Annotated in this window: 14 protein-coding genes; 12 read left to right on the forward strand and 2 right to left on the reverse strand. The window is 35.6% G+C overall.

Annotated features, from left to right (window positions below; genetic code table 11):
• Nucleotides 1-9: 9 nt before the first annotated feature.
• The 10 genes from KFZ70_RS11315 to KFZ70_RS11360 all read left to right on the forward strand — a co-directional run bounded on the left by KFZ70_RS11315 (nucleotide 10) and on the right by KFZ70_RS11360 (nucleotide 19396).
• On the forward strand, nucleotides 10-1413 hold the full coding sequence (locus tag KFZ70_RS11315) for a sulfatase-like hydrolase/transferase (protein WP_139698066.1): 1404 nt from the start codon (nucleotides 10-12) through the stop codon (nucleotides 1411-1413).
• A gap of 142 nt (nucleotides 1414-1555) precedes the next feature.
• Nucleotides 1556-5275: a VPS10 domain-containing protein gene (locus tag KFZ70_RS11320; RefSeq protein ID WP_139698065.1), complete on the forward strand. Its 3720-nt coding sequence runs from the start codon at nucleotides 1556-1558 to the stop codon at nucleotides 5273-5275.
• Nucleotides 5275-6912 (forward strand): sulfatase-like hydrolase/transferase, encoded by a 1638-nt coding sequence (locus tag KFZ70_RS11325; RefSeq protein WP_233244074.1) that lies wholly within the window; start codon nucleotides 5275-5277, stop codon nucleotides 6910-6912. The genes KFZ70_RS11320 and KFZ70_RS11325 overlap by 1 nt, the downstream gene beginning before the upstream one ends.
• Nucleotides 6913-6936: 24 nt before the next feature.
• Nucleotides 6937-9366 carry a T9SS type A sorting domain-containing protein gene (locus KFZ70_RS11330; RefSeq protein ID WP_139698064.1) on the forward strand — a complete coding sequence of 810 codons (2430 nt, stop codon included), beginning with the start codon at nucleotides 6937-6939 and terminating at the stop codon, nucleotides 9364-9366.
• A gap of 17 nt (nucleotides 9367-9383) precedes the next feature.
• Nucleotides 9384-11210 (forward strand): sulfatase-like hydrolase/transferase, encoded by a 1827-nt coding sequence (locus KFZ70_RS11335; RefSeq protein ID WP_139698063.1) that lies wholly within the window; start codon nucleotides 9384-9386, stop codon nucleotides 11208-11210.
• Between the two features lie 7 nt (nucleotides 11211-11217).
• Nucleotides 11218-12420 (forward strand): right-handed parallel beta-helix repeat-containing protein, encoded by a 1203-nt coding sequence (locus KFZ70_RS11340; protein WP_139698062.1) that lies wholly within the window; start codon nucleotides 11218-11220, stop codon nucleotides 12418-12420.
• 10 nt (nucleotides 12421-12430) lie between these two features.
• Complete coding sequence (locus tag KFZ70_RS11345; RefSeq protein WP_139698061.1) at nucleotides 12431-14233, forward strand: alkaline phosphatase D family protein; 1803 nt, start codon at nucleotides 12431-12433, stop codon at nucleotides 14231-14233.
• Between the two features lie 18 nt (nucleotides 14234-14251).
• The gene (locus KFZ70_RS11350; RefSeq protein WP_199240683.1) at nucleotides 14252-15508 is read left to right on the forward strand and encodes a family 16 glycosylhydrolase; all 1257 of its coding nucleotides are present in this window, start codon (nucleotides 14252-14254) and stop codon (nucleotides 15506-15508) included.
• A gap of 10 nt (nucleotides 15509-15518) precedes the next feature.
• Complete coding sequence (locus KFZ70_RS11355; protein ID WP_139698060.1) at nucleotides 15519-16814, forward strand: family 43 glycosylhydrolase; 1296 nt, start codon at nucleotides 15519-15521, stop codon at nucleotides 16812-16814.
• A 140-nt stretch (nucleotides 16815-16954) separates the two neighbouring features.
• On the forward strand, nucleotides 16955-19396 hold the full coding sequence (locus tag KFZ70_RS11360) for a helix-turn-helix domain-containing protein (RefSeq protein WP_139698059.1): 2442 nt from the start codon (nucleotides 16955-16957) through the stop codon (nucleotides 19394-19396).
• Here KFZ70_RS11360 and KFZ70_RS11365 read toward each other — a convergent pair.
• Both KFZ70_RS11365 and KFZ70_RS11370 read right to left on the reverse strand, forming a co-directional pair.
• Nucleotides 19393-20265, reverse strand: a complete 873-nt coding sequence (locus KFZ70_RS11365) for an AraC family transcriptional regulator (RefSeq protein ID WP_139698058.1) — start codon at nucleotides 20263-20265, stop codon at nucleotides 19393-19395. The genes KFZ70_RS11360 and KFZ70_RS11365 overlap by 4 nt on opposite strands.
• Nucleotides 20258-21139, reverse strand: coding sequence for a helix-turn-helix transcriptional regulator (locus KFZ70_RS11370; RefSeq protein ID WP_139698057.1), 882 nt, complete (start codon nucleotides 21137-21139; stop codon nucleotides 20258-20260). Before KFZ70_RS11370 ends, KFZ70_RS11365 begins: the two co-directional genes overlap by 8 nt.
• Before the next feature lie 167 nt (nucleotides 21140-21306).
• Between KFZ70_RS11370 and KFZ70_RS11375 the strand changes: the two genes are divergently transcribed.
• Together KFZ70_RS11375 and KFZ70_RS11380 are read left to right on the forward strand one after the other, a co-directional pair.
• A complete protein-coding gene (locus KFZ70_RS11375; protein WP_139698056.1) occupies nucleotides 21307-24546 on the forward strand; it encodes a DUF1553 domain-containing protein in 3240 nt (1079 codons plus the stop codon).
• Nucleotides 24547-24568: 22 nt separating this feature from the next.
• Nucleotides 24569-26062, forward strand: coding sequence for a DUF1501 domain-containing protein (locus KFZ70_RS11380; RefSeq protein WP_139698055.1), 1494 nt, complete (start codon nucleotides 24569-24571; stop codon nucleotides 26060-26062).
• Nucleotides 26063-26071 lie beyond the last annotated feature (9 nt).

The following is a 26071-nucleotide window of genomic DNA, read 5'->3' on the forward strand; positions in this document are numbered from 1 at the left end:
TATAAGAATATGAAAATTAAGACTATATGTTATGGCTTACTCGTAGTGGGAAGTTGCTTAGTATGTACTAATTTTAGTTTTGCTCAGAAGAAGAATATTGTTTTTCTTTTTGCTGATGATGCAGGGTATCATGACTTTGGTTTTCAAGGTAGTGAAACGTTTAAAACACCAAACCTAGACGCTTTAGCGGCTGAGGGAGTGGTATTTAAAGAAGCTTATACAACCGCAGCTGTATGCGGGCCTTCGCGTGCAGGACTTTTAACAGGAATGTACCAACAACGTTTTGGGATAGAAGAAAATAATGTGCCAGGTTATATGAGTGAATCCTCAAAGCTTATGGGTGATGAGATGGGGCTTCCGTTACACTTAAAAACAATAGCAGATTATTTAAAACCGCTAGGCTATAAATCTGTAATCTTTGGTAAATGGCATTTGGGAGGCGCCGATAAGTATCACCCTTTGCACAGAGGTTTTGATGAGTTTTATGGTTTTAGAGGAGGCGCCAGAAGTTTTTATAGGCTTACCCAAACCCAATCAGCAGAAAAACCTGAAAATAGATGGGAGAAAGGTTATAAGGTTTATGAAGAGCCAAAAAAGTATTTAACAGATGAAATTGCAGATGAAGCATGTAATTTTATAGAGCGGAATAAAACCAAGCCATTTTTCATGTATGTGTCTTTCAACGCAGTTCATACACCACTTCAAGCAACGCAAGAAGATTTGGATGAGGTAAAAGGTTTGCAAGGGAAGCGAAGGATTCTTGCAGCCATGACGATTGCTCTAGATCGTGCTTGTGGGAAAATTTTAGATAAACTAAAAGCCTTAGGTTTAGAAGAAAATACTATTGTTGTTTTTTCTAATGATAATGGAGGTCCTGATGGATCAATGACATGTAATTATCCATTAAGTGGCTGTAAATCAAATCATCTTGAAGGAGGTATTCGCGTGCCTTGTGTTATGAAATTACCAAATACTATAACCCCTGGAAGTACCTATGATAGTCCCATTAGCATGCTAGATATGTTACCCACATTTGTGAATGCAGGTGGTGGTGATTCCTCAAAGATAGAAGGATTAGATGGTGTTGATTTAATACCATTTGTAACCGGTAAAAATCAAAATGTCCCTCACAAGACTTTGTTTTGGAAAAAGGAAAATAGAGGGGTCGTTAGGAATGGCGACTGGAAAATGCTTCGATTTCCAGACAGACCAGCAGAATTATATAACATATCAAAGGATATCACAGAAAATAATAATCTAGCTTACAAATACCCAGATAAGGTTAGGGAAATGTTTAAAATGTTATGGGATTGGGAAAGTGAGTTAGAACGTCCGTTATGGCAACTAAAACGCGTATATGAAGTCAATGCCATGAAACGCATGGATGAAAAAAGAACCCCCGTTTTAGATTAAAAAGTAGCCTAGGGTCAACATGTTTTTATCTATTAAAAGTATTGACTTCATAGCTATTCAATCCATATGTTGCTTAAATGAAATCATGGAGTATCTGTTTTAGAATAGCAATATCCTAAAATTGTATGTCAAAAAATGAAACATGAAACATAAAACCATAAAAGTTGAGGCTAAGTTTTTGTACTTAGGTGTATTTAGTTTATTACTGTTCTTTAATTTATCTGCTTACGGTCAATACGGTGGAGGTAGCGGGACAAGTGAGGATCCTTATTTAATTGAAACTTCCGATCAGCTTGTTACCTTATCAAACACGTCTTCACACTGGGGAAAACACTTTGAGTTAATTCAAGATATTGATATGTCTGGAAAAACATATTCTCCAGTTGGAACGGCTTCCAATCCGTTTACAGGTAGTTTTAACGGTTTGAAACATAGTATTTCAAACTTGACAATAACTGCACCATCTGATGAATTAGACGGCACAGGAATGTTTGGTGTTGTAAGTGGACAAATACAGAATTTAGGTATTGTTAATGTTTATGGAAATTATACTGGAACAGCATTTAGCAACTGGACAAGAGCAGGCGTGTTTGTAGGTATTCTTCAAGCGGGTGGTTCTGTAACTAAATGCTATTCACAAGGAGGTTCGTTTACCGTGAGTGGCGGTTGGACAGGAGGTATTGTTGGGGTACTTTTTGCAGGTGGAGTAACCAATACTGTTGAAGATTGTTACAGCTCTACCTCTGTCAGCGGAAGTTATGGTTGTGGAGGTATTGTAGGGCTTAATCGAGGAGAGCATATTATAAACCGAGTAGCTTTTTATGGTACAGTTTCAGGAGGAAATGCCATTGTATCTATTCAAAACGATCCAACCAATGCCCAGAAAAATGGAATACCAGCAACCAATGCCTTTTATAAGGCTTCTTTGAGCTCTGATAATGGGGCTGTAGGCTTAAGTGAATCTGAATTATTAATAGAAAGTAATTATACAACTTTTGATTTTTCATCAACATGGCAGATTGATAATAGTTTGGGACATGCTATATTATCTAATGTTATTCCTGAACCGTCCTTTTTTGAGATTATTAGAAACCAAAGGGTTGCATCAGAAAGTAGTGTGAAGTGGATTAATTTTGCTCCTGGTACTTCAGGATATTGTGAAGAATTTTGGTGTCATCCAACTGATGCAGATGTGATGTTTAGTGGACCAGATATGCATGCAGCATTTGGTACTTGGGATGGGGGACAATCATGGCAAACCATAAATGATAGTGATGGTAATGGTTTTGAAATGCGTCGTATTATTGATATACAATTTTCTTTACAAAATCCAGATTATGGAATAGCCTTTGCCAATGACCAATCAGGAAGTAGTACCAGTGGAAGATTGTATGAAACACAGGATAGAGGGAGAACATGGTCTGTAATCTCTGTAATGGGGAAATGTCATTCAAAATTGTCAATACACCCCACTAATGATAATGTTTGGTTTTTAGGAGCAGGGGACTTTTGGAATGTGAAAAGTAATCATAGAAGTGCTGCAAATCCAGGTGGTATCAAACAATCACGCTCTGATTATGGGTATGTTTGGAAAACGACAGATAAAGGTGTTACATGGAAAAAAGTAGCCACTGGAATTTCTTCTGATTTAGATGTTGGGCGCATTATTTTTGATAGGAACAATCCTAACAACATGATTATGGCTACCAGTCACGGTATGTTTAGAAGTACAGATTTAGGAGAAACATGGAGTTCTAGTGCTACAGGATTACCCAATGATAGACCTCGAGATTTAACATCGTATTACAATTCAAATACCAATGAGTTTATTTTGTATGCCGTTGATCAAACATTTTATGCAGCAAATAGTTCAACAATAAACAGTACGGGCGGTGTATTTAAAAGTACAGATGGGGGCTTATCGTGGCAAAGTATAACGGGTAATTTAGCATTAAATATGCAATCTATTACCGATTTTACAACTAGAGATAGTTATCATAGAACCGTGGCCAATTGGTTAGGAATTTCTAAGAGTGATTCAAAGTCTGTCTACACAACCTATCCCTCTTCAATATTGCCAACTTTTAACAGGATAGTTGTTAATCCTACTAATAAAAATGAGATTTACTTAGTACATAATAAAAGACATACATTTAGCTTTGGGCCTGGAGATGTTTGGAAAACAGAAGATGGTGGTACGTCATGGATCGCCTGCTCTAGATCTGGTCTGTATTGGATTAATGAAACAGATAAAGCGTATTGGCAAAGTAGAAATAACCCATTGGGGGCCAATATTGATTTTTCTCATATGCAACGTTATATGGATGAAGGACGAGAAGAGTCTTCGGCCGCAAGAATGTTGGCTATAACTATGAATGGAGATGTGTTTACAGGTATTAATCAGCAATTGTTAAAATCGAATAATGGAGGTGATTCATGGGAACAGGCTGATGATTACGAAACTAATCCTGGGAGTAATGCTTGGGTAGGACGTGGTAATACCAATCTGCCAGGACGTCAACTTATTCTTGAAACAGGTGTTTCAGGTAGAAAATTACTTTTAAGTGGTGAGCATGGATTATGGCAAACTACAAGCTTAGGAAGTCACCCTAACCCCGATGCTGTAGCTATTCAACAAATTGAAGGTCAGATATATGATAATGGGGCGCATTCTATAGCTACAGCGGCTGTTCATCCCAATAACCCTAATATGATTTATATGCTTATGTGGCGTCAAGAGCATAGAGGAAAGCTAAGACGCACATCAAATGGAGGCGATTCATGGAGTAATATTGCTACTATTTTTGAAGGAAGTAATAATAGTTGGGAATCTGTTGCTTATCAAAATTCATTATTGATAGATCCCATAACACCACACAATATGTACTTCTGTGCTACGCGAAAAGCCGTATCAGAAGTTGGAGGTTCTGTAGACGAAAGTATTTTAACCAAAGGATCTTATGGGATATATAAATCGTCGGATGCTGGTTTTAACTGGGGGCTGGCCGATTTGGGTTTACCTGCTAATTGTAGTGTAAGGCGATTGACTATGGATCCTTCTAATCCCAACATTATTTACGCATCACTAAATCAATTTGGAAATAATGACCCAGGTGGTTTGTATAAAACAACTAATGGAGCTTCAACTTGGTCGCAAGTGAGTATTCCTTCAGAAATTAAATCTGTCAATAATTTTTTTATTGATAGAAACACAGGGTCTATGTTTATATCTGCAGGATCTCGATCAGGAACTTTAAATGCAGGTGGCGTTTGGAAAAGTGAAGATGAAGGTACAAGTTGGATACGTATTTTTGAGGCACCTTATGTATGGCAAACGGAAGTGTCGCCAGCTAATCCTAATATTATTTTGGTGTCTGTAGCTGCTCAGGTACCCAGTATGCTTAATGAATTTAAAAATCCAGGAGCCTATATCTCAATTGATGCAGGAGAAACTTGGAAAAAAATCAATCAAGGTTTAGCACATCCCGATAGAATTGTAGATTTAAAACCTGATCCTGTAGATGAAACCCTCATTTGGTCAGCCGGCTGGGGAAGTGGTTGGTATAAGGCTAAGATAGATTTGGATGTTTTAAGTTTACAATCTGATAAAAAAGTAGATAAACGAAAAGTCAAGCTATATCCAAATCCAGTAAATAATGGAATACTTAATTTTAAAGGAGTTGAATTACTTGCTAACTATTCAAAATTTACTATTGTAGATGTTATGGGAAAAGTAGTGCGCAATGGAATTTTAGAGGAACCTAGTATAAATGTTTCGGGACTTCAATCAGGCATGTATGTTGTGGTTATTTCTTCTGGAGAAGAGACAAATTCATATAAAGTTTTAATTAATAATCTGTAATGATGAATAAAATAAATAAAGGTTTTATTGTTGTATTACTGTGTGTTTGTAGTGTTTTAGTAGCACAAAATAACATTCAAAAACAACCCAACATCATTTTACTGTTTGCAGATGATATCAGTGCCAGAGAGTTGCCCATTTATAATTCAACTGTTTGGAGCGCTCCAAAAAGTAACACCCAAAAAGGAGGCAACACCTCAAACCTTGAGTTTAGAGCACAAACTCCAGTTTTAGATAAGTTAGCAAATCAAGGTTGCTATATTGAAACAGCTTGGGCAGCAACAGTGTGTAGCCCCAGTAGAGCTATGATGATGACTGGGCGTTATGCGCATTTACATAAGTGGTGGCATAACAAAGATAGAGGTAAAGCTCCAAGTGGAAAAGGAAATTGGAATTTATATGAAAGTTCACCTTATAATATTGCCAGTGTAGCTAAAGCAGGTGGTTATTCCACGTATTGGGCAGGAAAAACCCAAATGAATATTGATGGATTCGAGTTTGATGAAGGCTGTTTTACACCGGGAGAAGGCTCTTATAATAAAGCTATTTATACCACAGATTTCAGATTGGAAACAAGAAAAGTAAATGGTAATAAAAAGCTATTTAATGCAGATACAGGTAAGGAGCTAACTCAAAAAAGTTATGTGCAATCAGGGTGGTATTGGAAACCACATGTACAGTTAAAAAATCATCCCTCAACAGGAAAAGGATTAGTTTGGTGGCCAAATGATAAGACATCTAAGCAAGAAATTGGATTGAATGTTTATGGACCCGATGTAGAGTTGGATTTTGTTTTCGATTTCATGGAGCGAAAGCAAAAAGAAGATCAACCATTTTTTATTTACCATACCAGCCATTTAGGTCATGATGCTTTCGATTTTTTACATCCAGAGTCTGGACAGAAATGGCCAGGAACACCAAAAATTAGTTGGGATGGTTCAAAATATACACGTATTACTCCAAATATAACAGGAGATAATGGGGTTTATGATACGCATGAAACCGTAACAGAAAGCGGTATTCATCATCATATTAATTATCTAGATTACCAAGTATGGCAATACATGAACAAATTGAAAGAATTAGGTATTGAGAACAATACTATTTTTATCTTTTGTGCAGACAATGGAACCAGTGGTTACGGTAAGTCTAGTCCCGTGTCGCAGAAAGGAACTCATGTGCCCTTAATTATTTATGCGCCAGGGTTAAATATGACCAAAAAAGGATTTCAAAACGTATTAGCCAACATGTCTGATATGGTGCCTACTATAGCAGAACTTGGCCATGTAAAAATTCCAGATAGTTATGAAATAAATGGAGAAAGCCTAATACCATTTTTAACAACCCATAAAAAAACGCACCGCGATTGGGTTTATGGGTATCATATGGAAAAACAAATCATCAGAGGAGATTATGTGCTTAGAGATGGAAATGATGTTTGGTATGATGTAAGCCAAAAGCAAAATGACCTAATAAGTTTTCCTAAAATAACCTATTGGGATTCAGTGTCTGAAAACCATAGAAAAGAGCGTGATGAGTTATTACGTATACTCCCCAAATATAATTTACATGAAGCAGAACATGATGCTCCAAAAAAGGGTAAAGATAAACCTGATCCTTTGACAAAGTATAACTAACTAATTAAGAGCTAAATAGATATAATGAACATTAAAATATTCAGCTTAATTATAGTCTTTATTTCAATATCTAGTGTTACTCAAGCGCAAACAGCATTTGAAGAAGATTTTGAGACTAAAGCCAATGGCTTAGATTTAACCACTGAAGGATATCAACTCTCTAAAGATGTTAATTACAGTGGAAATATAACAGCAACTGTAACCGAAAATAGCGGTAATAAATTTGCCAGAATGCTAGCCTCAACTAATGGCGGTGCAAAAATGCAAATTGCAAAAACAATAGATGTTGTGGCAGGAAAAACCTATACTTTTGAGATGGAATCTAAGGGGCCTTTTAAAAGACAGTTACGAGTTTTTTCGATTTCAGATGAGTTAATTCAGGTATCTTCAGATTATAAACCTTCAACAGCTCAGGAGGAAACTTCTTGGAAGAAAATGTCAGTATCATTTTATGTTCCCAATGGCGTATCAAGTGTCAAAATAGCATTTTATCATTATTGGTCAGGAACCATAGATTTAGATAATATTAAGGTTTTTGAAATTTTAAGGCAAACCAAATATTATTTGAGTAGTGCTGGAGATGATAGTGGTTCAGGGAATATTGATGCACCTTGGGCGAGTTTGTATAAAATTAGTGACACACCACTATTTCCTGGAGATAAGGTGTTCTTTAATAGGGGAGATCGGTTTGATGGGCATTTTGTTATAAATGGTTCTGGAGAAATGAACAACCCAATTACCATAACGTCATATGGTAGTGGTAATAAACCGATAATATCAGGCGAAGTAGGAGCTGCTGGTGGAAGCGATTATAAAGAAGCTATTTTAATTGAAAATAATGATAATATTACTATTGAAGATATAGAGGTTAGGAATGATAGAGAGGTGGCTCGATCTGGGGTTGCTGATACCGATGGTTTTGGAATATCCATTGATAACAGTAGTGATCAGATCATGAAAAACTTCATTTTTAGAAATATTATCGTCAAGAATGTATTCGCTGTCCAGCCCATGTTAAATCCGGAGGATTTTGATGCCATTCAGGTTTCTGGAATTCGTTTTACATGTTCTAAAAATACAGAAATAGGAAAGGAAAAAAATATTCAAAACATACTTATTGAGGATTCATATTTTACAAATTTACAGCGTTTGGGAATTCAGTTTAAACATAGTGGAGGGAATGAAGGTGTTGGTAATGACGAAATCAATCGAAATAAGGATATTATTGTTAGAAATAACGAGTTTTATTATAATGGTGGTTCAGCAGTGCTTCCAAATCGTACCTACAATTGTTTAATAGAGAATAACATCATTGATCATCCGGGAGCAACGACAGATTCAAGAATGCCCGGGCGTGGAAGTTCGGTATGGAATATTTGGTCCATCAATACAGTAGTTCAGTATAATATGTGCCTAAGTACCAGAGGATATTTAGATTCTTATGGAATTCATATTGATAAAGAAAATGAAAATACTTTTGTTCAATATAACTATATGGATGATTGTGAAGGCGGTTTTGTTGAAATTTTGGCAGGAAATAAAAACGCAGTTTACAGGTTTAATGTTAGTGTAAATAGTGGGTTTAGAGTATCAAACTGGGCTAATAGTAACTGTACAATTTATGTTTACTCTGACCGATGGGTAGATCCGCCCAATAGCCTGAATTTAAATGATGGTGTTTATATAAATAACAATACAGTGGTAATTAATAAAGGAACGAAACCTAACGGAGATTCGTTTACCACTAGTATCAGCCTTGATGGAAAAAACATGTTTGTTTATAACAATATTTTTTCTTCAACAAATGGCTCAGGAATGGGTGCAAATAACTTTGCAATCAATGCCAACGGAACACCTTTAACCGTAACTAATAACTTGTTTGAAGGTACTGTGAACCCAGACTGGATAAATACAGATACTAATCCACAAATAGGGAGTGCTCTCTTTACAAGTGTTGGTGAACATAAATTTGCTTTTCAAGTTCATGAAAATAGTTTGGCCGTAAATAACGGTATTTCAATTCAAGGTCCAGTTTTGCTAGGTGCGGGAACTGGAGTATTTGAAAATGTACCTGCATATCCTAATGTTGATTTTTATGGAAACCCTATCGATTTGGCTTCAGGAACACCAAATATTGGTGCTTATAACGGGAAGTCCAATGATGACCTTTTAAGTAACAAAAACAATATTTCAAAATTAGATTTATCCTGGCGAGTTTATCCTAATTCAGAGGTTTCTGAACTTGTTATAACAAACCCTGCTCTAAAATCAAATGCCCCTCTAGAATTGAAATTAGCAAACCTGAAAGGTCAAATTGTGATGTCTAAAAAGATTGTTAAGCATGAAAATCAGTATAGACTTAAATTGCCTTTAGGCTTATCAAACGGTATTTATGTTCTTAATTTGAATATTGACACTATTTCACATAGCAGAAAAATTATACTCCATAAATAGAATTAATAACTTCTAAAATGAATAGAATAATTATTTGTGTGGCATTGTTAACGTGTATGTTTTTTAAGGCCGCTTTTGCACAAAATCAACCCAACATACTTTGGATTGTTACAGATGACCACAGGTATGATGCTGTGAGAGCATTTAATAAAATGCTAACTGGTAATGAAATGAGTGAATTGGGTTATGTGGAGTCCCCTAATATTGACCGCCTATCAGAAATGGGAACCACATTTATAAATACGTATTGTCAGGCACAGGGTTGCGCGCCTTCAAGGTCTTCAATGCATATGGGGCGTTATCCTTTTAGAAGCGGAATTTATGAATTTGAATACTATAATAATAAGGCAGAACACTTACAACCAACATTGCCTGAACAATTGGAAGCGTTAGGTTATCAAACTTTACGCGTAGGTAAGCTAGGTGTACGCATTAAAACTCTTAATGAAAAAGGAAAAGCCATAAAGCATAACATTTATCAGAATAATATTGACTTTAAAAAATTAGGTAGAGATGGTTTTACTGCTTGGGGTAAAGATTGGTTTTATGAATTAGATGGTAAAAAGTTTGATAAAGTCATTAAAAACCTTGAATATTTTGTAACTGATGAAGGGGAGTTTAAATACACCTCATTAGAATTGGAGAAACTAAGACCAGAATATACAGGAATGGCAGAAAATACGCTTAAGGAATATGATATTCTGAGACATTATAACAAGAAAAAAGGCAAGTATATTGATAAAGGCATGATTTTATCAGGAGTAAGCTCAAGAAAAGCGGGTAACACTAGAGATGGCTATTATACTTCGGTTTTTATAGACTATTTGAAAAATAAGGGTAAAACTTTTACTGTTGGTTCACAAACTATTGCAGGTATAGAAGAAAACAAACCACAGTTTTTTTATATAGGATATGATTTTCCTCATACACCAGTATTGCCCCCGGCAAGCTACAGAGAACGTTTTAAGAAGTATACTTATCAGGTACCAGAGTTTAATGAAGTAGAGTTAAATAAAATGCCTGCACAACTGAAAAAGCAGCGTAGTTTTGGAGCATCAGACCATTTTACAGACCAAGAAAAACAAAAAATGATTCAGGACTATTTTGCGTTTTGTGCCTATGGAGATAATTTGGTAGGTCAGGCCGTTGATGCGTTTATCACATACAACGAAGCACGAAACAAACCTTATTTAATTGTTTATGTGAATGGTGACCATGGTTGGAAACTAAATGATCATGGCTCGGTTTCTAAATTTACACCTTGGGATGTTGATGCTCATAACCCCATAGTTGTGGTATCTTCTGATAAAAATAAGTTTCCAGAGGGTAAAGTTATTACGGATTTTACAGAGTTTGTTGATGTTGCACCCACTATATTATCGGCTGTAGGCGCTCAGTTATCTGATGAAAAATATCAATATTTAGACGGTTTAGATATGGCTTTGGTGGCTTCAGGAAAAGCACCAAAACGAGACTATGTGATAGGCGAAAGTCATGCTGTTACTGGTCCCAGAGCATTCATTAGAACAAAGGATTATGTGTTTTCTATGCAAACACGTCCGCATAAAAAGCGAGGCGTGGATTTAGAATGGGCATTAAATGCAACCTATGAAGCGTTAGATCCAGCATTGTATCATATGCCATCAGACCCTAAAGAAGTTAATAACTTAGCTTTTGATAAGGCACATGAAGCTGTGGCAATGAAAATGAAAGACAAACTAATTAAAATTGTTTTGGGAGATAACCGTGTAGAAGTTGGTTGGGGAGATAAAGCAGAAGGTATTGCGGTTTACAGAAGTAATTTTGCACCTGGAGTACATGATTATAAATTATCATTAAAATAAATCAATTATGAACAAGTTTTGTACATGTTTATTTCTTGTATTTTTAAGTATAAGTGGTTTTGCTCAAGAAGCTGATATTGCTACATTTTTAAATATTAAGTCATTTGGAGCTAAAGGTGATGGTAAAACTGATGATACAATAGCCTTTGAAAAAGCTATGGAAGCAGCTACCAAATCTGAAGGAACTGTTTATTTTCCACATGGTAAATATCTTATTAATCCGGTAAAAGTTCCAAGCCACATTACACTTTTGGGCTATTCAGCTTGGGCTTATGCTAATAAGGATAAGCAAGATAAGGATTATATAGGTAAAACTATTTTAATTGCAAAATCAGGTAATGCCCGTGCCTTATTAGATTTAGGAAATAATCGCGGTATTCGTATAATAGGTTTAACGCTTGATGGTAAGCAATTAGGAAAGCGCATGCATGGCGTTTATGCCCGACATTCAGGGTGTGAACAACATAATAATATTGAAGATTGTAGAATTCAACAATTTAGCGGTTCAGGTATTCGATTAGAGCGTTCATGGGTGTTTTCTGTACGCCGAAATCTATTAATGTTTAACCAAGAACATGGTGTTGATATTACCGGAGGCTATGATGGCTGGATTATTGATAATCAACTAACAGCCAATAAAGGATATGGTTTGTTTGCTCGTGGAGAACCACATCCAGATAAGACTGATGCGGAAATAAAAGATTTAAGATTCTTTGGTGGTGCTTCGGTTATGGTTACGGCTAACCGAATAGAATGGAACAAAGAGGGAGGAATTTCTCTAAATCATTCAAATTCAATGCAAATTACAGGTTGTGCTATTGACCATAATTTTGGACCAGGTATTAAAATTACCAATGGAACGGCTCATACCATTTCAGGTAATTTATTGCGTAGTAACGGGGTTGATGCTAAAGAAGATGCTTGTTCACAAATATGGCTGGAAAATCTTAAAGGCGTATCGGTTACCGGAAACTCTATTTGGGGTTGGTATAATCGTAAAGAACATAAATTTGAATTTCCATATCCGTTTTACGGTATAATTATTAAGAATCTTAAGGGAAGTGTCATTTCCCAAAATGCCATGTATCATAGCTCCAGCAAAGAAGGGGTAAGTGATAGAGGTGGAAATGAAACCTCAATTATAAAGGATAACGCCTATGTTAAGCCTATTATTGAAAAGACTGAAAACGGTTTTCGTTTAGTAAACTAACCATAATGAAATGAAGAAAATACTTTTATTCCTAGTTGTTATTTTAGAGCTGAATATGGCTTTTGCGCAATCCAAAAATATTTTGGCATTGCCGGAAAATCAGGCTCCAGAGGATAGAATCTGTTTTGCCTTATATACGGTTCATGATAATATATTGAAGTTAACAGCTCAGTTTTATCCTATTAAGGATTATGAACCATTTTCATCTTTGCTTCAAATAAAAAATGGTGACATATGGGAAACCCTTCAGGAATCAGATATAGAATATCCAGGTTATACGTCTCATTTTAGAATAGAACATTGGGATGACACCAAACAGAAAAATTATCGCATTGTACATAACAACAAAGCATTTTATGAAGGCACCATTCAAAAAAATCCAAATGCCAAAGATGAAATTGTTATGGCGGCATTTTCTTGCCTATCTATTTACAAAAGACATGGGGGGCAAGAGCCAGCTAAAGATATTATAGACAATCTTAAGAAGCTTAAACCCGATGTTTTATTTTTTGCTGGAGATCAAGTATATAACCATAGTGAGCACTATAAAAACTGGATAAAATTTGGAGAATCTTTTGGAGAATTAATTAGTAACACGCCAACAATTACCATTCCTGATGATCATGATGTTGGCCAAGGTAATTTATGGGGTAATGGCGGAAAAAAAATAAGCAGTAGAGATGGCGATCAAGGCGGATATTATATGCCTGTAAATTATATAAAAGAGGTAGAGCGCACCCAAACAAGTCATTTACCCGATCCATATGATCCCACGCCAATAGAACAGGGTATTGGGGTGTATTACACGAATCTTACCTGGGGAGGCATTAGTTTTGCCATTATTGAAGATAGAAAATTTAAATCTGGCCCTAAGCGCGTTCTGGAAAAGAAACATTATAAAGACACACGTGAAATGGATGTTGACGGCGCTACCTTATTGGGTGAAAGACAATTAGATTTTCTCGAAGACTGGACAACCAATTGGAAAGATGCCGATATGAAAGCGGTGTTATCTCAAACCATTTTTACAAACTTAGCAACACATACACCAACCATTGATAAAAAACAGCGTTATAGTACAGATGCTAACGGTTGGCCGCAATCGGGAAGAAATAAAGCTTTAAAGGTTATTAGAAAAAGCTTTTCTTGTATGATAGCAGGCGATCAGCATCTAGGCTCTGTAGTGCATCATGGTGTTGAAGATTGGAATAATGCAGGATTTTCTTTTGCAGTGCCTGCAACATCAAATTTTTGGATGCGTTGGTGGAATCCAGATGCGCCTGGCAAAAATAGAATGAAAGGGGCTCCAGATTATACGGGAGAGTTCAAAGACGCTTTTCATAATAAAATTACCGTACATGCCGTGGCTAATCCTACGCATAAAGACAATAAACCCAGAGAAGATTTATTAAAAGGACGCGCAGCAGGTTATGGTATTATAAAATTTAACAAACCTAACCGACAAATCACTTTTGAATGCTGGGAGCGTAATGTAGATATGTTTGCCCCTAACAGTAGGCCGTATACAGGATGGCCAGTAACATGCAATCAAGAGGATAACTTTCTTATAAAAAACGGGTATGAACTTCCTACGTTAAAGCTGTCAAAATCTAATCAGGTGGTCACCGTCAGAGATAGGTATACTAAAGACGTGATTCATTCCATTCGAATTAAAGGCAATACTTACAAACCCAAAGTGATGTATTCAGGAATTTATACTGTTGAAGTAGGTGAAGGAGAAGCTATGCAGTCACTTTATGACCTTGAGGCAAAGACAAAGAACAAAGACATTATATCTGTAGAAATTTTGTAAATAACACACTTCTGTAAAATGAGTAATATGCAAAATATGATTAGATGTGGTTTTATCTGTATACTTTTTATGGTTTATGGGGTAGAAGCACAAGTAGCAAGCGTAGGGCCACCTAAACCACCATTAGGGAAACGCTGGGTTTTAAATCCTGATTTTTCCGATGAATTTAATGGCACAGAACTAGACACTACTAAATGGTTGAATTATCACCCTACATGGATTGGCAGACCACCAGGACTTTTCATGCCGTCTCAGGTTTCTGTTAAAGATGGATTTCTTCAAATAAAAGGCGAAAAAATGAAACAAGATACTATTGTGCATGCCTATGGGAAAGACATTGTTTTTAATATTAAAGGAGGTGCGGTAGTTTCAAAAAAGGCGGCGTTTTTAGGTTATTATGAATGCAGAGTTAAAGCAGCTGCAACATCCATGAGTACTACATTTTGGTTTTCAGGAAATAATGTCACGGGACCAAAGGGCTGTGACCAGTATAGTCAAGAATGGGATATTCAGGAATGTATTGGTAAACAAGGAGACTTTAAGGGAAGCTATTTTGCCAGTGGGATGCATTCAAATGCACATTATTGGTATAATGACTGTGAAGGGGAAAGGCATGACTACAGAGCTTCGCAAGTACGATTTGAGAACGAAGAGGTAGCTTCAAAAGATTTTCATGTGTATGGCGGATGGTGGCGTGATGCTTTACATGCCAGTTATTATTACGATAATCGCGCTCCTAAACATCAAAAGTTTTTTGATTCTATAAGTAGTAAACCTATGAATACACCAATGTATATGCGTTTGGTTTGTGAAACCTACCCTTTTCCTTGGATTTCATTACCAACAGATGAGGAGTTGGCTGATGATACTAAGAACACCGTTTATTATGATTGGGTAAGAGGTTATGAATTAGTTGATGTTCATGAAAGCACAACATTGAAACCTGAAGCGTTGATTAAAATCTATGATGAAGGCGTGTATTTTGAACAGAGTGTTTTACAAGTTAAAAGCACTAACAAGCTAAAAATACCACTCACCTATAAAGCCAATGTTGATAGAACAGTGACTTTAAAGTTGTTGAACGAGGAAGGTAAAATGGTGGCTCAAAAGAAATTTACAGCCCATGCAGGCTATGCTAATATGGAGTTTGATTTTGAACTTCTTCAAGTTCCTAAAAGAAGTTCAAATTATAAACTAGTAAGCCATATGTGTATAAAAGAGCAAAAGGATCAAATATTAGATATTAATACTATAATCATTAACCTAAAAAACTAAATAAGATATAATGATAAAAATAACCAGAATTTTATGTGTAGCTCTAGGCATTTTTAGTACAGCATGTGCTCAAAAAGATAAAGAGCAGGAAACCAATACAGACCATGCACCGTTTCCTTATATGTTACCAGATGAAAAACCCAATATCCCTTTGAGTGCTGCATTAAATAGAAATTATGATGCTTATATGGGGGCAAAACCTGAAACTAATGAGTTATTTACGCAATTCAAATACACCAAATTAAAAGGTTTTGATTATAACAATGGAGATGGAACCATTACACGACGCGACCCTTCAAAAATCCTTTTTACCAACGGAAAATACTATGTGTGGTATACCCACAGAAACACCGCTTCAGCTCCAGTAGGGGTTTCAAATGCCCATTTGAGTAACGATACTATTCCCTCAGCAGACTGGGATTTATCTGATATTTATTATGCTACTTCAGATGATGGTTTTACATGGGAAGAGCAAGGTGTTGCCGTACCAAGACCACCAAAACCAAATGTGGGATGGCGTTCTGTAACTACGACTGATATTTTAGAATGGGAAGGAAAATATTACCTGTACTATCAAGCTTTCTCTGAAGCGCCAGGTAAAAGTGGCGGGGATAACTGCCCAGTAGCGGTTTCTTATGCCGATTCACCCGATGGACCTTGGAAGCCTTATAACAAGGAAGTTATACCAAATGGTGTGCCAGGGTCATGGGATCAATTTTCAATTCACGATCCATACCCATTGGTACACGATGGTAAAATTTATATATACTACAAATCAGACTTTGGTAAGTCTGACACTTCAAAATTAGTACGTATGCATGGTTTGGCTATTGCGGATAACCCTTTTGGTCCCTTTGAAAAGCACCCTTTAAACCCTATAATGAGCTCAGGGCATGAAACCACATTATTTCCTTTTAAAGAAGGCGTTGCGGCTTTTGCTATTAGAGACGGAAATGAAAGTAATACCATTCAATACGCTAAAGACTGGGTGAATTTTGAAATAGCCAGTACCGTTGAGTTAATGCCAGATGCGGCTGGCCCATATGTTTCTGATGCTTTCACAAACACCAAAAAGGGAAAAGGTATAACGTGGGGATTATCTCATTTTACGGTTCCTCATGGAGATTGGAAACGCAATCATTCGGTATTACTTCGTTTTGATTGCGATTTAAGTCTTGACGTTCATGATGAGGGTATGAAAGGACATCACTATAAACCGGATTTTGAAGATTTATTTAAACATGGATTAAGTGGAGAGCAGCGAGAACGTGTTTTAAAAGAAAATGAAAAATTAAAAAATAAGTAGTTTTAACTTTAGTATTGAAATATAAGTTCATTCTATTTTGAGTTTTGTAGATCGACTATAAAAGGTTAACAAAACTCAAAATAGAAAAGCCTTTAAATTGGAAAATTACTATCTTCAAAATCTAAAAATTTTGATGTTTAATGGCCCAAAATAAAGAATTAGAGTTAGCCTATAAATTTGTAAATTCTACCAATCAGTCCATATTTTTAACAGGTAAAGCAGGAACTGGAAAAACAACGTTTCTGCATCGTTTAAAGCGGGAAAGCCTAAAGCGGTTGGTTGTAGTGGCGCCTACAGGTGTGGCAGCCATTAATGCAAAAGGGGTTACCATTCATTCCTTTTTTCAAATGCCCTTTGGGCCTATTTTACCAGAAACAGATTTAAATGCTTCTAAAGGATTCAATAGAAAATTCAGTAAAACTAAAATCAATATAATTAAGTCCATAGATCTGCTTGTTATTGATGAGATTAGTATGGTAAGGGCCGATTTATTAGATGGAATTGACCGTACGTTACGTCGTTTTAGGAATAGAAATAAAGTGTTTGGCGGAGTACAGGTTCTTATGATTGGTGATTTACAACAGCTTTCGCCTGTAATAAAAGAACAAGAATGGGAGGTATTAAAACAGGTCTACAAAAATGGATTCTTTTTTAGTAGTCAAGCGTTTCAACAGTGTCAGGCTATTACTATTGAACTAAAGCATATATACCGTCAAGAAAACCCAAAATTTATAGAGATTTTAAATGCTATTAGAGATAATCAACTGACAGAATCTATTGCTTCAGAACTCAATAAGCGGTACATTTCTAATTTTCAAACGCAACCCGAAGATGGCTATATTTCTTTAACCACACATAATAATAAAGCAGATGCAGTAAATAAGGCAGAGTTAGACAAATTAACCTCGAAGAAATCTATTTATAAAGCGACCCTTGATGGTAAATTTCCTGAATATGCGTATCCCAATAGTCAGGAATTAACCTTGAAAGTAGGGGCGCAGGTCATGTTTGTTAAAAATGATAGTCATTCAGACAAACGCTATTTTAATGGAAAAATAGGCAAGGTTATTCATTTAGATTCAGATGAAGTTGTTGTGCATTGCCCAGATGATGAAAAAGCTATTATTGTAACACCTGAAACTTGGGAGAATATAACCTACAATGTTGATCCTGATACTAAAGCAATAACAGAAGAAAAAATAGGGTCGTATACACAAATACCGTTGCGCTTGGCTTGGTCAATTACCATACATAAAAGTCAGGGGTTAACGTTTGAAAAAGCAATTATTGATGCCGAAGGTGCCTTTGCACATGGGCAAACTTACGTAGCCTTGAGTAGATGTAAATCTTTAGAAGGTTTGGTTTTAAAACATAAAATTCATCCCAACCAGATAGTTAATGATAGCCATGTAACAGCATTCAATGAAGAGACAGAAAACAATAGACCAGATGAGATTGTTTTAAGTGATTCTCAAAAGAAATTTCAGTTAGACTTAATGGCTGAAATATTTGAATTTTTTGAGTTTTTATATCCTGTCAATAGAATTTTAGATATTTATTATAAAAATAGAACCGTGGTTGAAGGACCTGTTGAACAGGTCTTTCTTGGTATAAAAGATTGTGTAACACATCTGCTTAAAGTAAGCAACAGTTTTAAGCATCAGCTCAATCAGCTTTCAGAAGAATTTGGTTTAGCCGAAAAAAGTCCCATCATCCAAGAGCGTTTTATTAAAGGCTTAAATTATTTCGCTTCAGAATTGGAAGCAAGAATAGTGAAACCTTTAAAGGATTTTGCCTTTACAACAGATAATCAGACTATAGGAGCTGAAATCACAAAACATCTTGATCATTTTGAAGAACTTCTTGAAGTGAAATTATTATATTTTAAAGGACTAGAATGTGGGTTTAAAACTGAACAATTTCTTGAATTGAGAGCCCAATCTGTATTCCAAGGAAAAAATAAACCCAAGAAATCACGAAAAACAGTTATTGATGGTACCAGTCATGTTGAACTCTTTGAAAAGCTTAGACTACTTCGCAATGATATTGCTCGAGAAAATGATTTAATTCACTACCAGATTTTTTCTCAAAAAGCGCTTTATGAAATGTGCGAAACGTTACCAACCACGACAAAAGAATTGCTTCAGATTAATGGTATGGGCAAAAAACGAGTAGAGAAGTATGGCTCAGTAATTTTGAAAGTAATACGCGCGTATTGCGAAGTGCACAACATTGAAACCTCAGAAGAAGAAACACTATTTGAGCAGGCTAAACCCAAACGAAAACGTGGCGACTCTAAGAAAGAATCATTACTATTATTTCAATCTGGAAAATCTATTGAAGAGATTGCTCATGAACGTGAATTGAATGAAAATACAGTGTTTACACATTTGGCAAGCTTTATTAAAACAGGAGAAACAAAAGTAACAGATTTAATTTCAGAGGAGCATTATAATGAATTGAAAGCATTAATTCCTCAAAAAGAATTTGAAACCTTATCAGATTTAAAGCATCAACTAGATGAAAAGTATTCTTATGGAGCATTGCGGTTGGTGTTAGAAAATTTAAACTTTAAGGATTAAGTTTTTGGTGCTTTTTGTGATGTTTTAAAAGCACTAGGGGTTGCACTAAGTTGCTTTTTAAAGATTCTAGAAAAGTAATTGTAGTCTTCATAGCCAATAAGCGTTGCTATCTTTTTTAAAGAGTAATTGGTGGTTGTTATAAGTAAAATGGCTCTTTCTATACGCTTTTGTTGAACATATTTACTAGGCCTGACACCAAACGTTTTGGTAAACTTTCTTGAAAAGTGATCAATGCTTAAATCACAAAAATGAGCCATTTCTTTTACTGATATTGGTTGGCTAAGATGTTCTGAAATATAGTACAGTACCGATTTTGAAAAAGATTTAGAAACTTTTGGTTTTAAAGACACTTTGTAGTTAATAAACTTGGATAGAAGTATTTTCAAAATACCTTGCGTTTCCATAAAAGCACTTGCTGAGAGCTCTTGATTTTTTCGTTCAAACGTTGATAATGTTTCATAATTATCATAATGCTCAGGGGAGTTATTAATTAACGTTCTATTTTTATTGAGATGCAATAAGCGCTCAAATAAGGCTTTGTCAAATGCATTAGCTTCAACTTCATATTTAAAATCTGCAAAATTATAAATAGATAGACTTTTACCAAGTTCCTCAAAAAAACTAATGTAAAACTGTTCGTGGTATACATCACATTTATAACTACTATAAGTAAAGCTAGGAATGAGGTATAGGTGGTTAGGCATTAAATTAAACTTTCTGCTATTGTGATACACTTGAGCGTTTCCTTTGGTTATGAGGTATAATCGGGTAAACGGACTAATCACATTATCAAAATCCCAATGATTATCTAGCTTAGAATAGCCTACGTTTAATAGCCTAAGTTTTAATGATTGAAATTGATTAACCATGAGCCATATATTGAAGCAGTTGTTGTTTTCTATAACTACCAGGACTTGATCCTGTTAATGCTTTAAATTTTCTTGAAAAGTACGATGTATTTGGCATGCCCACATGTGCTGCTATTTGAGGAATACTATCTTTTGTAGTTGATAATAAAAATTGAGCACGTTCAATGCGTTTATGTTGCATATATCTACTGGGTGTAATTTCAAATTTGCTAAAAAAACACTTTGTAAAATGGTCGGGACTTAAATCGCAATATTCAGCTAGGTGTTTAACCGTGATATTTTTATCAATATGTTTACCTATATAAGCTAGAACTTTGGTTAAATCACCTTTAAATCCAACATTTTTGGGCAAAAGAATATCCTTATTGTTAATAAATCTTGAAAAAAGAATAGATAAAATACCTTGAGTTTCTATAATATAATCATCCATGTTTGTATTAATAATTTCGCTATTTAATAACGAATGATTAATATGAGATTTCGGCGTTTTGTCTTTTACGGCTTTATACGGATGAATTTCTAATAAGCGTTTAAAGAGTATTACATCTTGATCTGTAGCTTTAACTTGATAATTAAAATGCTTGAGGTCAAAAACAGACAACCCTAACTTTACCTCTTCAAAAAATCCTGCGTAGTATTGTTCATGATGTGTTTCACAGCTATAACTGTTAAGGGTGTGGTTTGGTACCAAATATAAAAAACCTGGTTCTAAATTAAATATCTGATTTGAATGAGATAAAATAGCTCTCCCTTTTGTAACTAAAATAAGTCTAACAAAAGGACTTATTACGTTTTGATAATTCCAATTGCTATCAAGTTTTTCAAATCCTACATGGAGTAATTTTAGTTTGAGAGAAAGTAGAAAATCGTTCACGAATACCCTAGAGGTTACCTTTTGTTAACCATAAAAGTAAGCAAAAAGTTTTGTTCAAGGTGTTTTTAATATCGGAAATGTGCATTTTTTAGGCTGATTTATTTAGGCTTTTGTTTAATCGTACCCTTAATTTTGCAAGGATAGCAGAAAAATTAAGTTAATAAGGTATGAGATTAAGTTTCCTAGTACTGGTTACTCTAGTATGTTGTGCGTGCAATAATGTGGACATTCCTGATTCGGTGTATGTTGAGTATCAAAAACTACCTAAAAAAGTAGATTTTAATCAACATGTTAAACCTATTTTGTCTGATAAGTGCTTTTTATGTCACGGGCCAGATAAAGATAATATTAAAGGAGGTTTGCAATTGCATACCGCAGAGTTGGCATATGCCGAATTGTCTGAAAGTCCAGGAATCTACCCTATAAAACCCAAAAACTTAAATAAAAGTGAAGTGTTTCATCGTATTTTAAGTGAGGATCCAGAACTGGTAATGCCTGTGCCAAGCTCACATTTAACTTTAGATGATTATGAAAAGGCCGTACTTATTAAATGGATAGAAGATGGTGCAGAATACAAAGATCATTGGGCGTTCATTAAGCCAGTAAAGCATGAGATACCTGATGTTAAACATAAAAATCAGGTAGCAAATGGCATTGATAATTTTGTTTTAGAAGAATTAGAACTTGTTGGTTTAAAGCTTTCAGAAAAGGCAGATAAAGAATTGCTTTTACGGAGAGCATCTCTTGATTTAACAGGACTTCAACCAACTATTGAAGAATTAGATGTTTTTTTAAAAGATGAATCTCCCGAAGCTTATGAAAAGCAAATAGACCGTTTGTTAGCATCGTTGCAGTATGGAGAGCAACGTACTTTAGATTGGATGGACGTGGCACGGTATGCTGACACGCATGGTTACAGTGTTGATTGGTATCGCGATGTTTCACCGTGGCGTGATTGGGTAATTAAGGCCTTCAACGAAAATATGCCTTATGACGAATTCATACTTTGGCAACTTGCAGGTGATATGTTGCCTAATGCAACAAGAGAACAGCGCTTGGCAACAACCTTCAACCGGTTACACCCACAAAATCTTGAAGGAGGAATTATAGATGAAGAATTTCGTTCTGAATATGTGTCTGATAGAACAGCCACGGTAGGGCAGGCATTTTTAGGGCTTACAGTGGCTTGTGCAAAATGTCACGATCATAAATATGACCCTATTTCCCAAAAAGATCATTTTGAACTGTACAGCTTCTTTAATAATGTAAATGAAACAGGGCTTATTCCTTGGGATTTAGCAACTCCAGTACCAACCATGTTACTTCCTACAAACGAGCAAGAAGAATTGATGTTGTATCTGGAATCTCTTGTTGACGAGAAAGAAAAAATGGTTAGTGAGGTTATTAAGAATGAGTCTGATAAAGCTAATAATTGGATAATCAATGAATCTTATAAAACAATAAATACCAAACAAAAGCCTCTTGGTTTAATTGCTCATTTAGACTTCAATCAACAGAATTTTAAAAATAATGTCGCACAAAAAGAAAAACAAAATATTAGAATGCGACAACATTTTGCCGATAACCAAAAGGCCGTTTTTAAAGCGGGAATTTCAGGTTACGGTTTAGCAATGGATGGTGATACGTGGCTGGATTTAGATAAAATTGGTATTTTCAAAAGAGACCAGGCATTCAGTATAGGGATTCAAGTATTCGTTCCAAAAGATTTAAAAAACGGTGTTATTTTCCATAAAATGCAGGGCCCAGAACTTCATAGTTACAGAGGGTATCACCTAAATATAAAGGATAATAAAATAGAAGCCCTTCTGGCTCATGTTTGGCCAGATAATGCTATTGTAAAGCAGTCTTTAATTGATGTACCCAAGGAAAAATGGATTCAGCTTACCATAACCTATGATGGCTCAAGTAAAGCCAGCGGTGTAAACATATACCTTGATGGAGAAAAGCTTGAAACCGAAATTATGGTTGATAACCTGTATAAAGATATCATCTTTAAAAATCAATCTATTGGGATATATAAAGGAAAAACCGAACCTGGTTTAAGAATAGGAGCTATTTGGCGAGGTAAAGGTTTAAGAAATGGAATGGTTGATGATATTTTGGTGTTTAACCGTGAATTGACAGGGCTTGAAGTTATGCAGTTTGCAAATTCCACGAGGTTGAATCAGCTTTTGTCAAAATCAGAAAAAGAACTTAATGCTTCTGAAAAACAACTTCTTAAAGCGTATTTTGTAACCACAAAATCAAACGCTTACAAAGCCTCACTTAAGGAATTGATGAATGCAAGGTCACAATATGTAGATAGTATTGAGCCTATTAAAGAAATCATGGTGATGAAGGAAATGGAAAAACCAAGACAAGCTTATGTGCTTGATAGGGGGCAATACGACTCGCCCACAGATTCGGTTTTTCCTGATGTGCCAGAACGAATCTTCGCTTTTCCAGATGACTTAGAGAGAAACCGTATAGGCCTATCAAAATGGTTAACCCATGAGGATAATCCGTTAACGGCTAGAGTTACCGTAAATAGATACTGGCAAAATATTTTTGGTCGTGGACTTGTAAAAACCTCTGAAGATTTCGGAAATCAGGGAGAGCTTCCTAGTCATCCTAAATTATTAGACTGGTTGGCTATAAAGTTTATAGAATCTGGTTGGGATGTTAAGGCACTGCATAAATTGATAGTAATGTCAAGCACATACCAGCAAACAAGTATTGCAAGTAAAGAGTTGATGGCTATAGACAAAGAGAACAAACTTTTAGCTAGAGGCCCTTCAAAACGATTATCTGGTGAAATGTTAAGAGACAATGCCTTGTATGCTTCGGGCTTATTAAATCAAAAAATAGGAGGAGAGAGTGTTTATCCGTATCAACCTCCAGGATTATGGCGAGTTAGTGGCGGAACATATGAAGAAGGTACAGGAGAGGCTTTATACAGACGAAGTATGTACACCATTTGGAAGCGTACGGTACCCAATCCTACAATAGCAACGTTTGATGCACCAACAAGAGATTTATGTACCACAAGACGTCAAGAAACGAATACGCCATTACAGGCCTTAGTACTATTAAATGACCCAACTTTTATTGAAGCGGCTAGGGTAATGGGGAAGAAAATAGCTGGGTATAATGATTTAAAAGAAGGTGTTGCTACCATATTTAGAAAGCTAACAGGTAGAGAAATTAAATCAACTGAATTGGATGTTTTGTTGGATTTACAACAATCAGAATTAGAAAAATTTAAAAATAACGAAGCTAAGGCTAACGGATGGATAAGTCTGGGAGAGTATAAAATAGAACCAACAGATGACAAAGCGTTAATTGCTGCAAATGCTGTGGTGGCATCAACAATTATAAATTCTGACGCTTTTATAACGAAACGATAATTTCAACAAAACTTAAAACGCCATGTGTGATCATCACGATATATTAAGATCAAATAACAAGGATTTACAAAGCTTTGAAAAACAATTTGATAGAAGGCATTTTTTAAAGAAAACCTCACTAGGTATTGGAGCCCTAGCGCTAGGTAGTTTATTAAATACAGAAAAAGCTTGGGCTAATGTAGGTAGTAATATGCCTTTATTTAATAAAAATAAACAGGGGTTACCGCATCATTTACCTAAAGCCAAACGCATTATATATCTATTTCAAAGTGGAGGGCCATCACAATTAGATTTATTTGATTATAAACCTAAACTGGTAGATATGTTTGGTAAAGACTTACCAGAATCGGTTATAGGCGGACAAAGACTTACTGGTATGAGTGGCAGTCAAAGTACTTTACCAGTAGCACCTTCATCATTAAAATTTAAACAGTATGGGGAGTCTAGAGCTTGGGTAAGTGAAGCTATGCCTTATTTATCAGAAGTGGTTGATGATTTATGCTTCATAAAATCCATGCAAACCGATCAAATTAACCATACACCAGCAGTAACATTTTTTCAAACGGGTCATCAACTTCCAGGTAGGCCTTCCATGGGATCATGGTTAAGTTATGGTTTAGGATCTGATAATGATAATTTACCAACCTTTATTACGCTGGTTTCAAAAAACGGAAAAGGTCAGCCCCTAAAGGCAAGTTTATGGGGCAATGGTTTTTTACCTACTGAGCACCAAGGTGTTCAATTTAGATCAGGAAAAGATCCTGTACTTTACTTAAATAATCCTGATAATTATGATGGGAATGACCGCAAAAAGATGTTAGATTATTTAGGGAGGCTTAACAATATTCAAAATGATGCTTACGGAGATCCCGAAATTCAGGCTAGAATGACACAGTATGAAATGGCTTATCGTATGCAAACATCAGTGCCAGAAGTTACAGATACTTCTGATGAGCCAGATCATATTTTTGAATTATATGGAAAAGACAGCCGTGATGCTGGAACGTATGCAGCCAACTGTTTAATGGCAAGAAAACTTTTAGAAAAAGGCGTGAAATTTGTACAGTTATTTCATCAAGGTTGGGATCAGCATATAGGATGTCCTGGAGGTGTTAGAAACCAAAGTAGGAAAACAGATCAGGCTACAGCCGCTTTAATAAAAGATTTAAAGCAACGAGGTATGCTTGATGATACGCTGGTTGTTTGGGGCGGAGAGTTTGGAAGAACGGTGTATTCACAGGGGCAATTAACCGATAAGAATTATGGTAGAGATCATCACCCAAAAGCATTTACAATGTGGATGGCAGGTGCTGGCGTAAAACCTGGATTTTCTTATGGAGAAACTGATGATTTTAGTTATAACGTAGTGAAAGATCCTGTTCATGTTCATGATTTTCATGCTACACTATTACATCTTTTTGGTATTGACCATGAGCGTTTAACCTTTAAACACCAAGGAAGAAGGTTCAGATTAACAGATGTTCACGGTCATGTTGTAAAAGATTTACTTACCTAATACTAAACT

This window comes from Allotamlana fucoidanivorans, from assembly GCF_045788535.1.
GTDB classification, from domain to species: domain Bacteria; phylum Bacteroidota; class Bacteroidia; order Flavobacteriales; family Flavobacteriaceae; genus Allotamlana; species Allotamlana fucoidanivorans.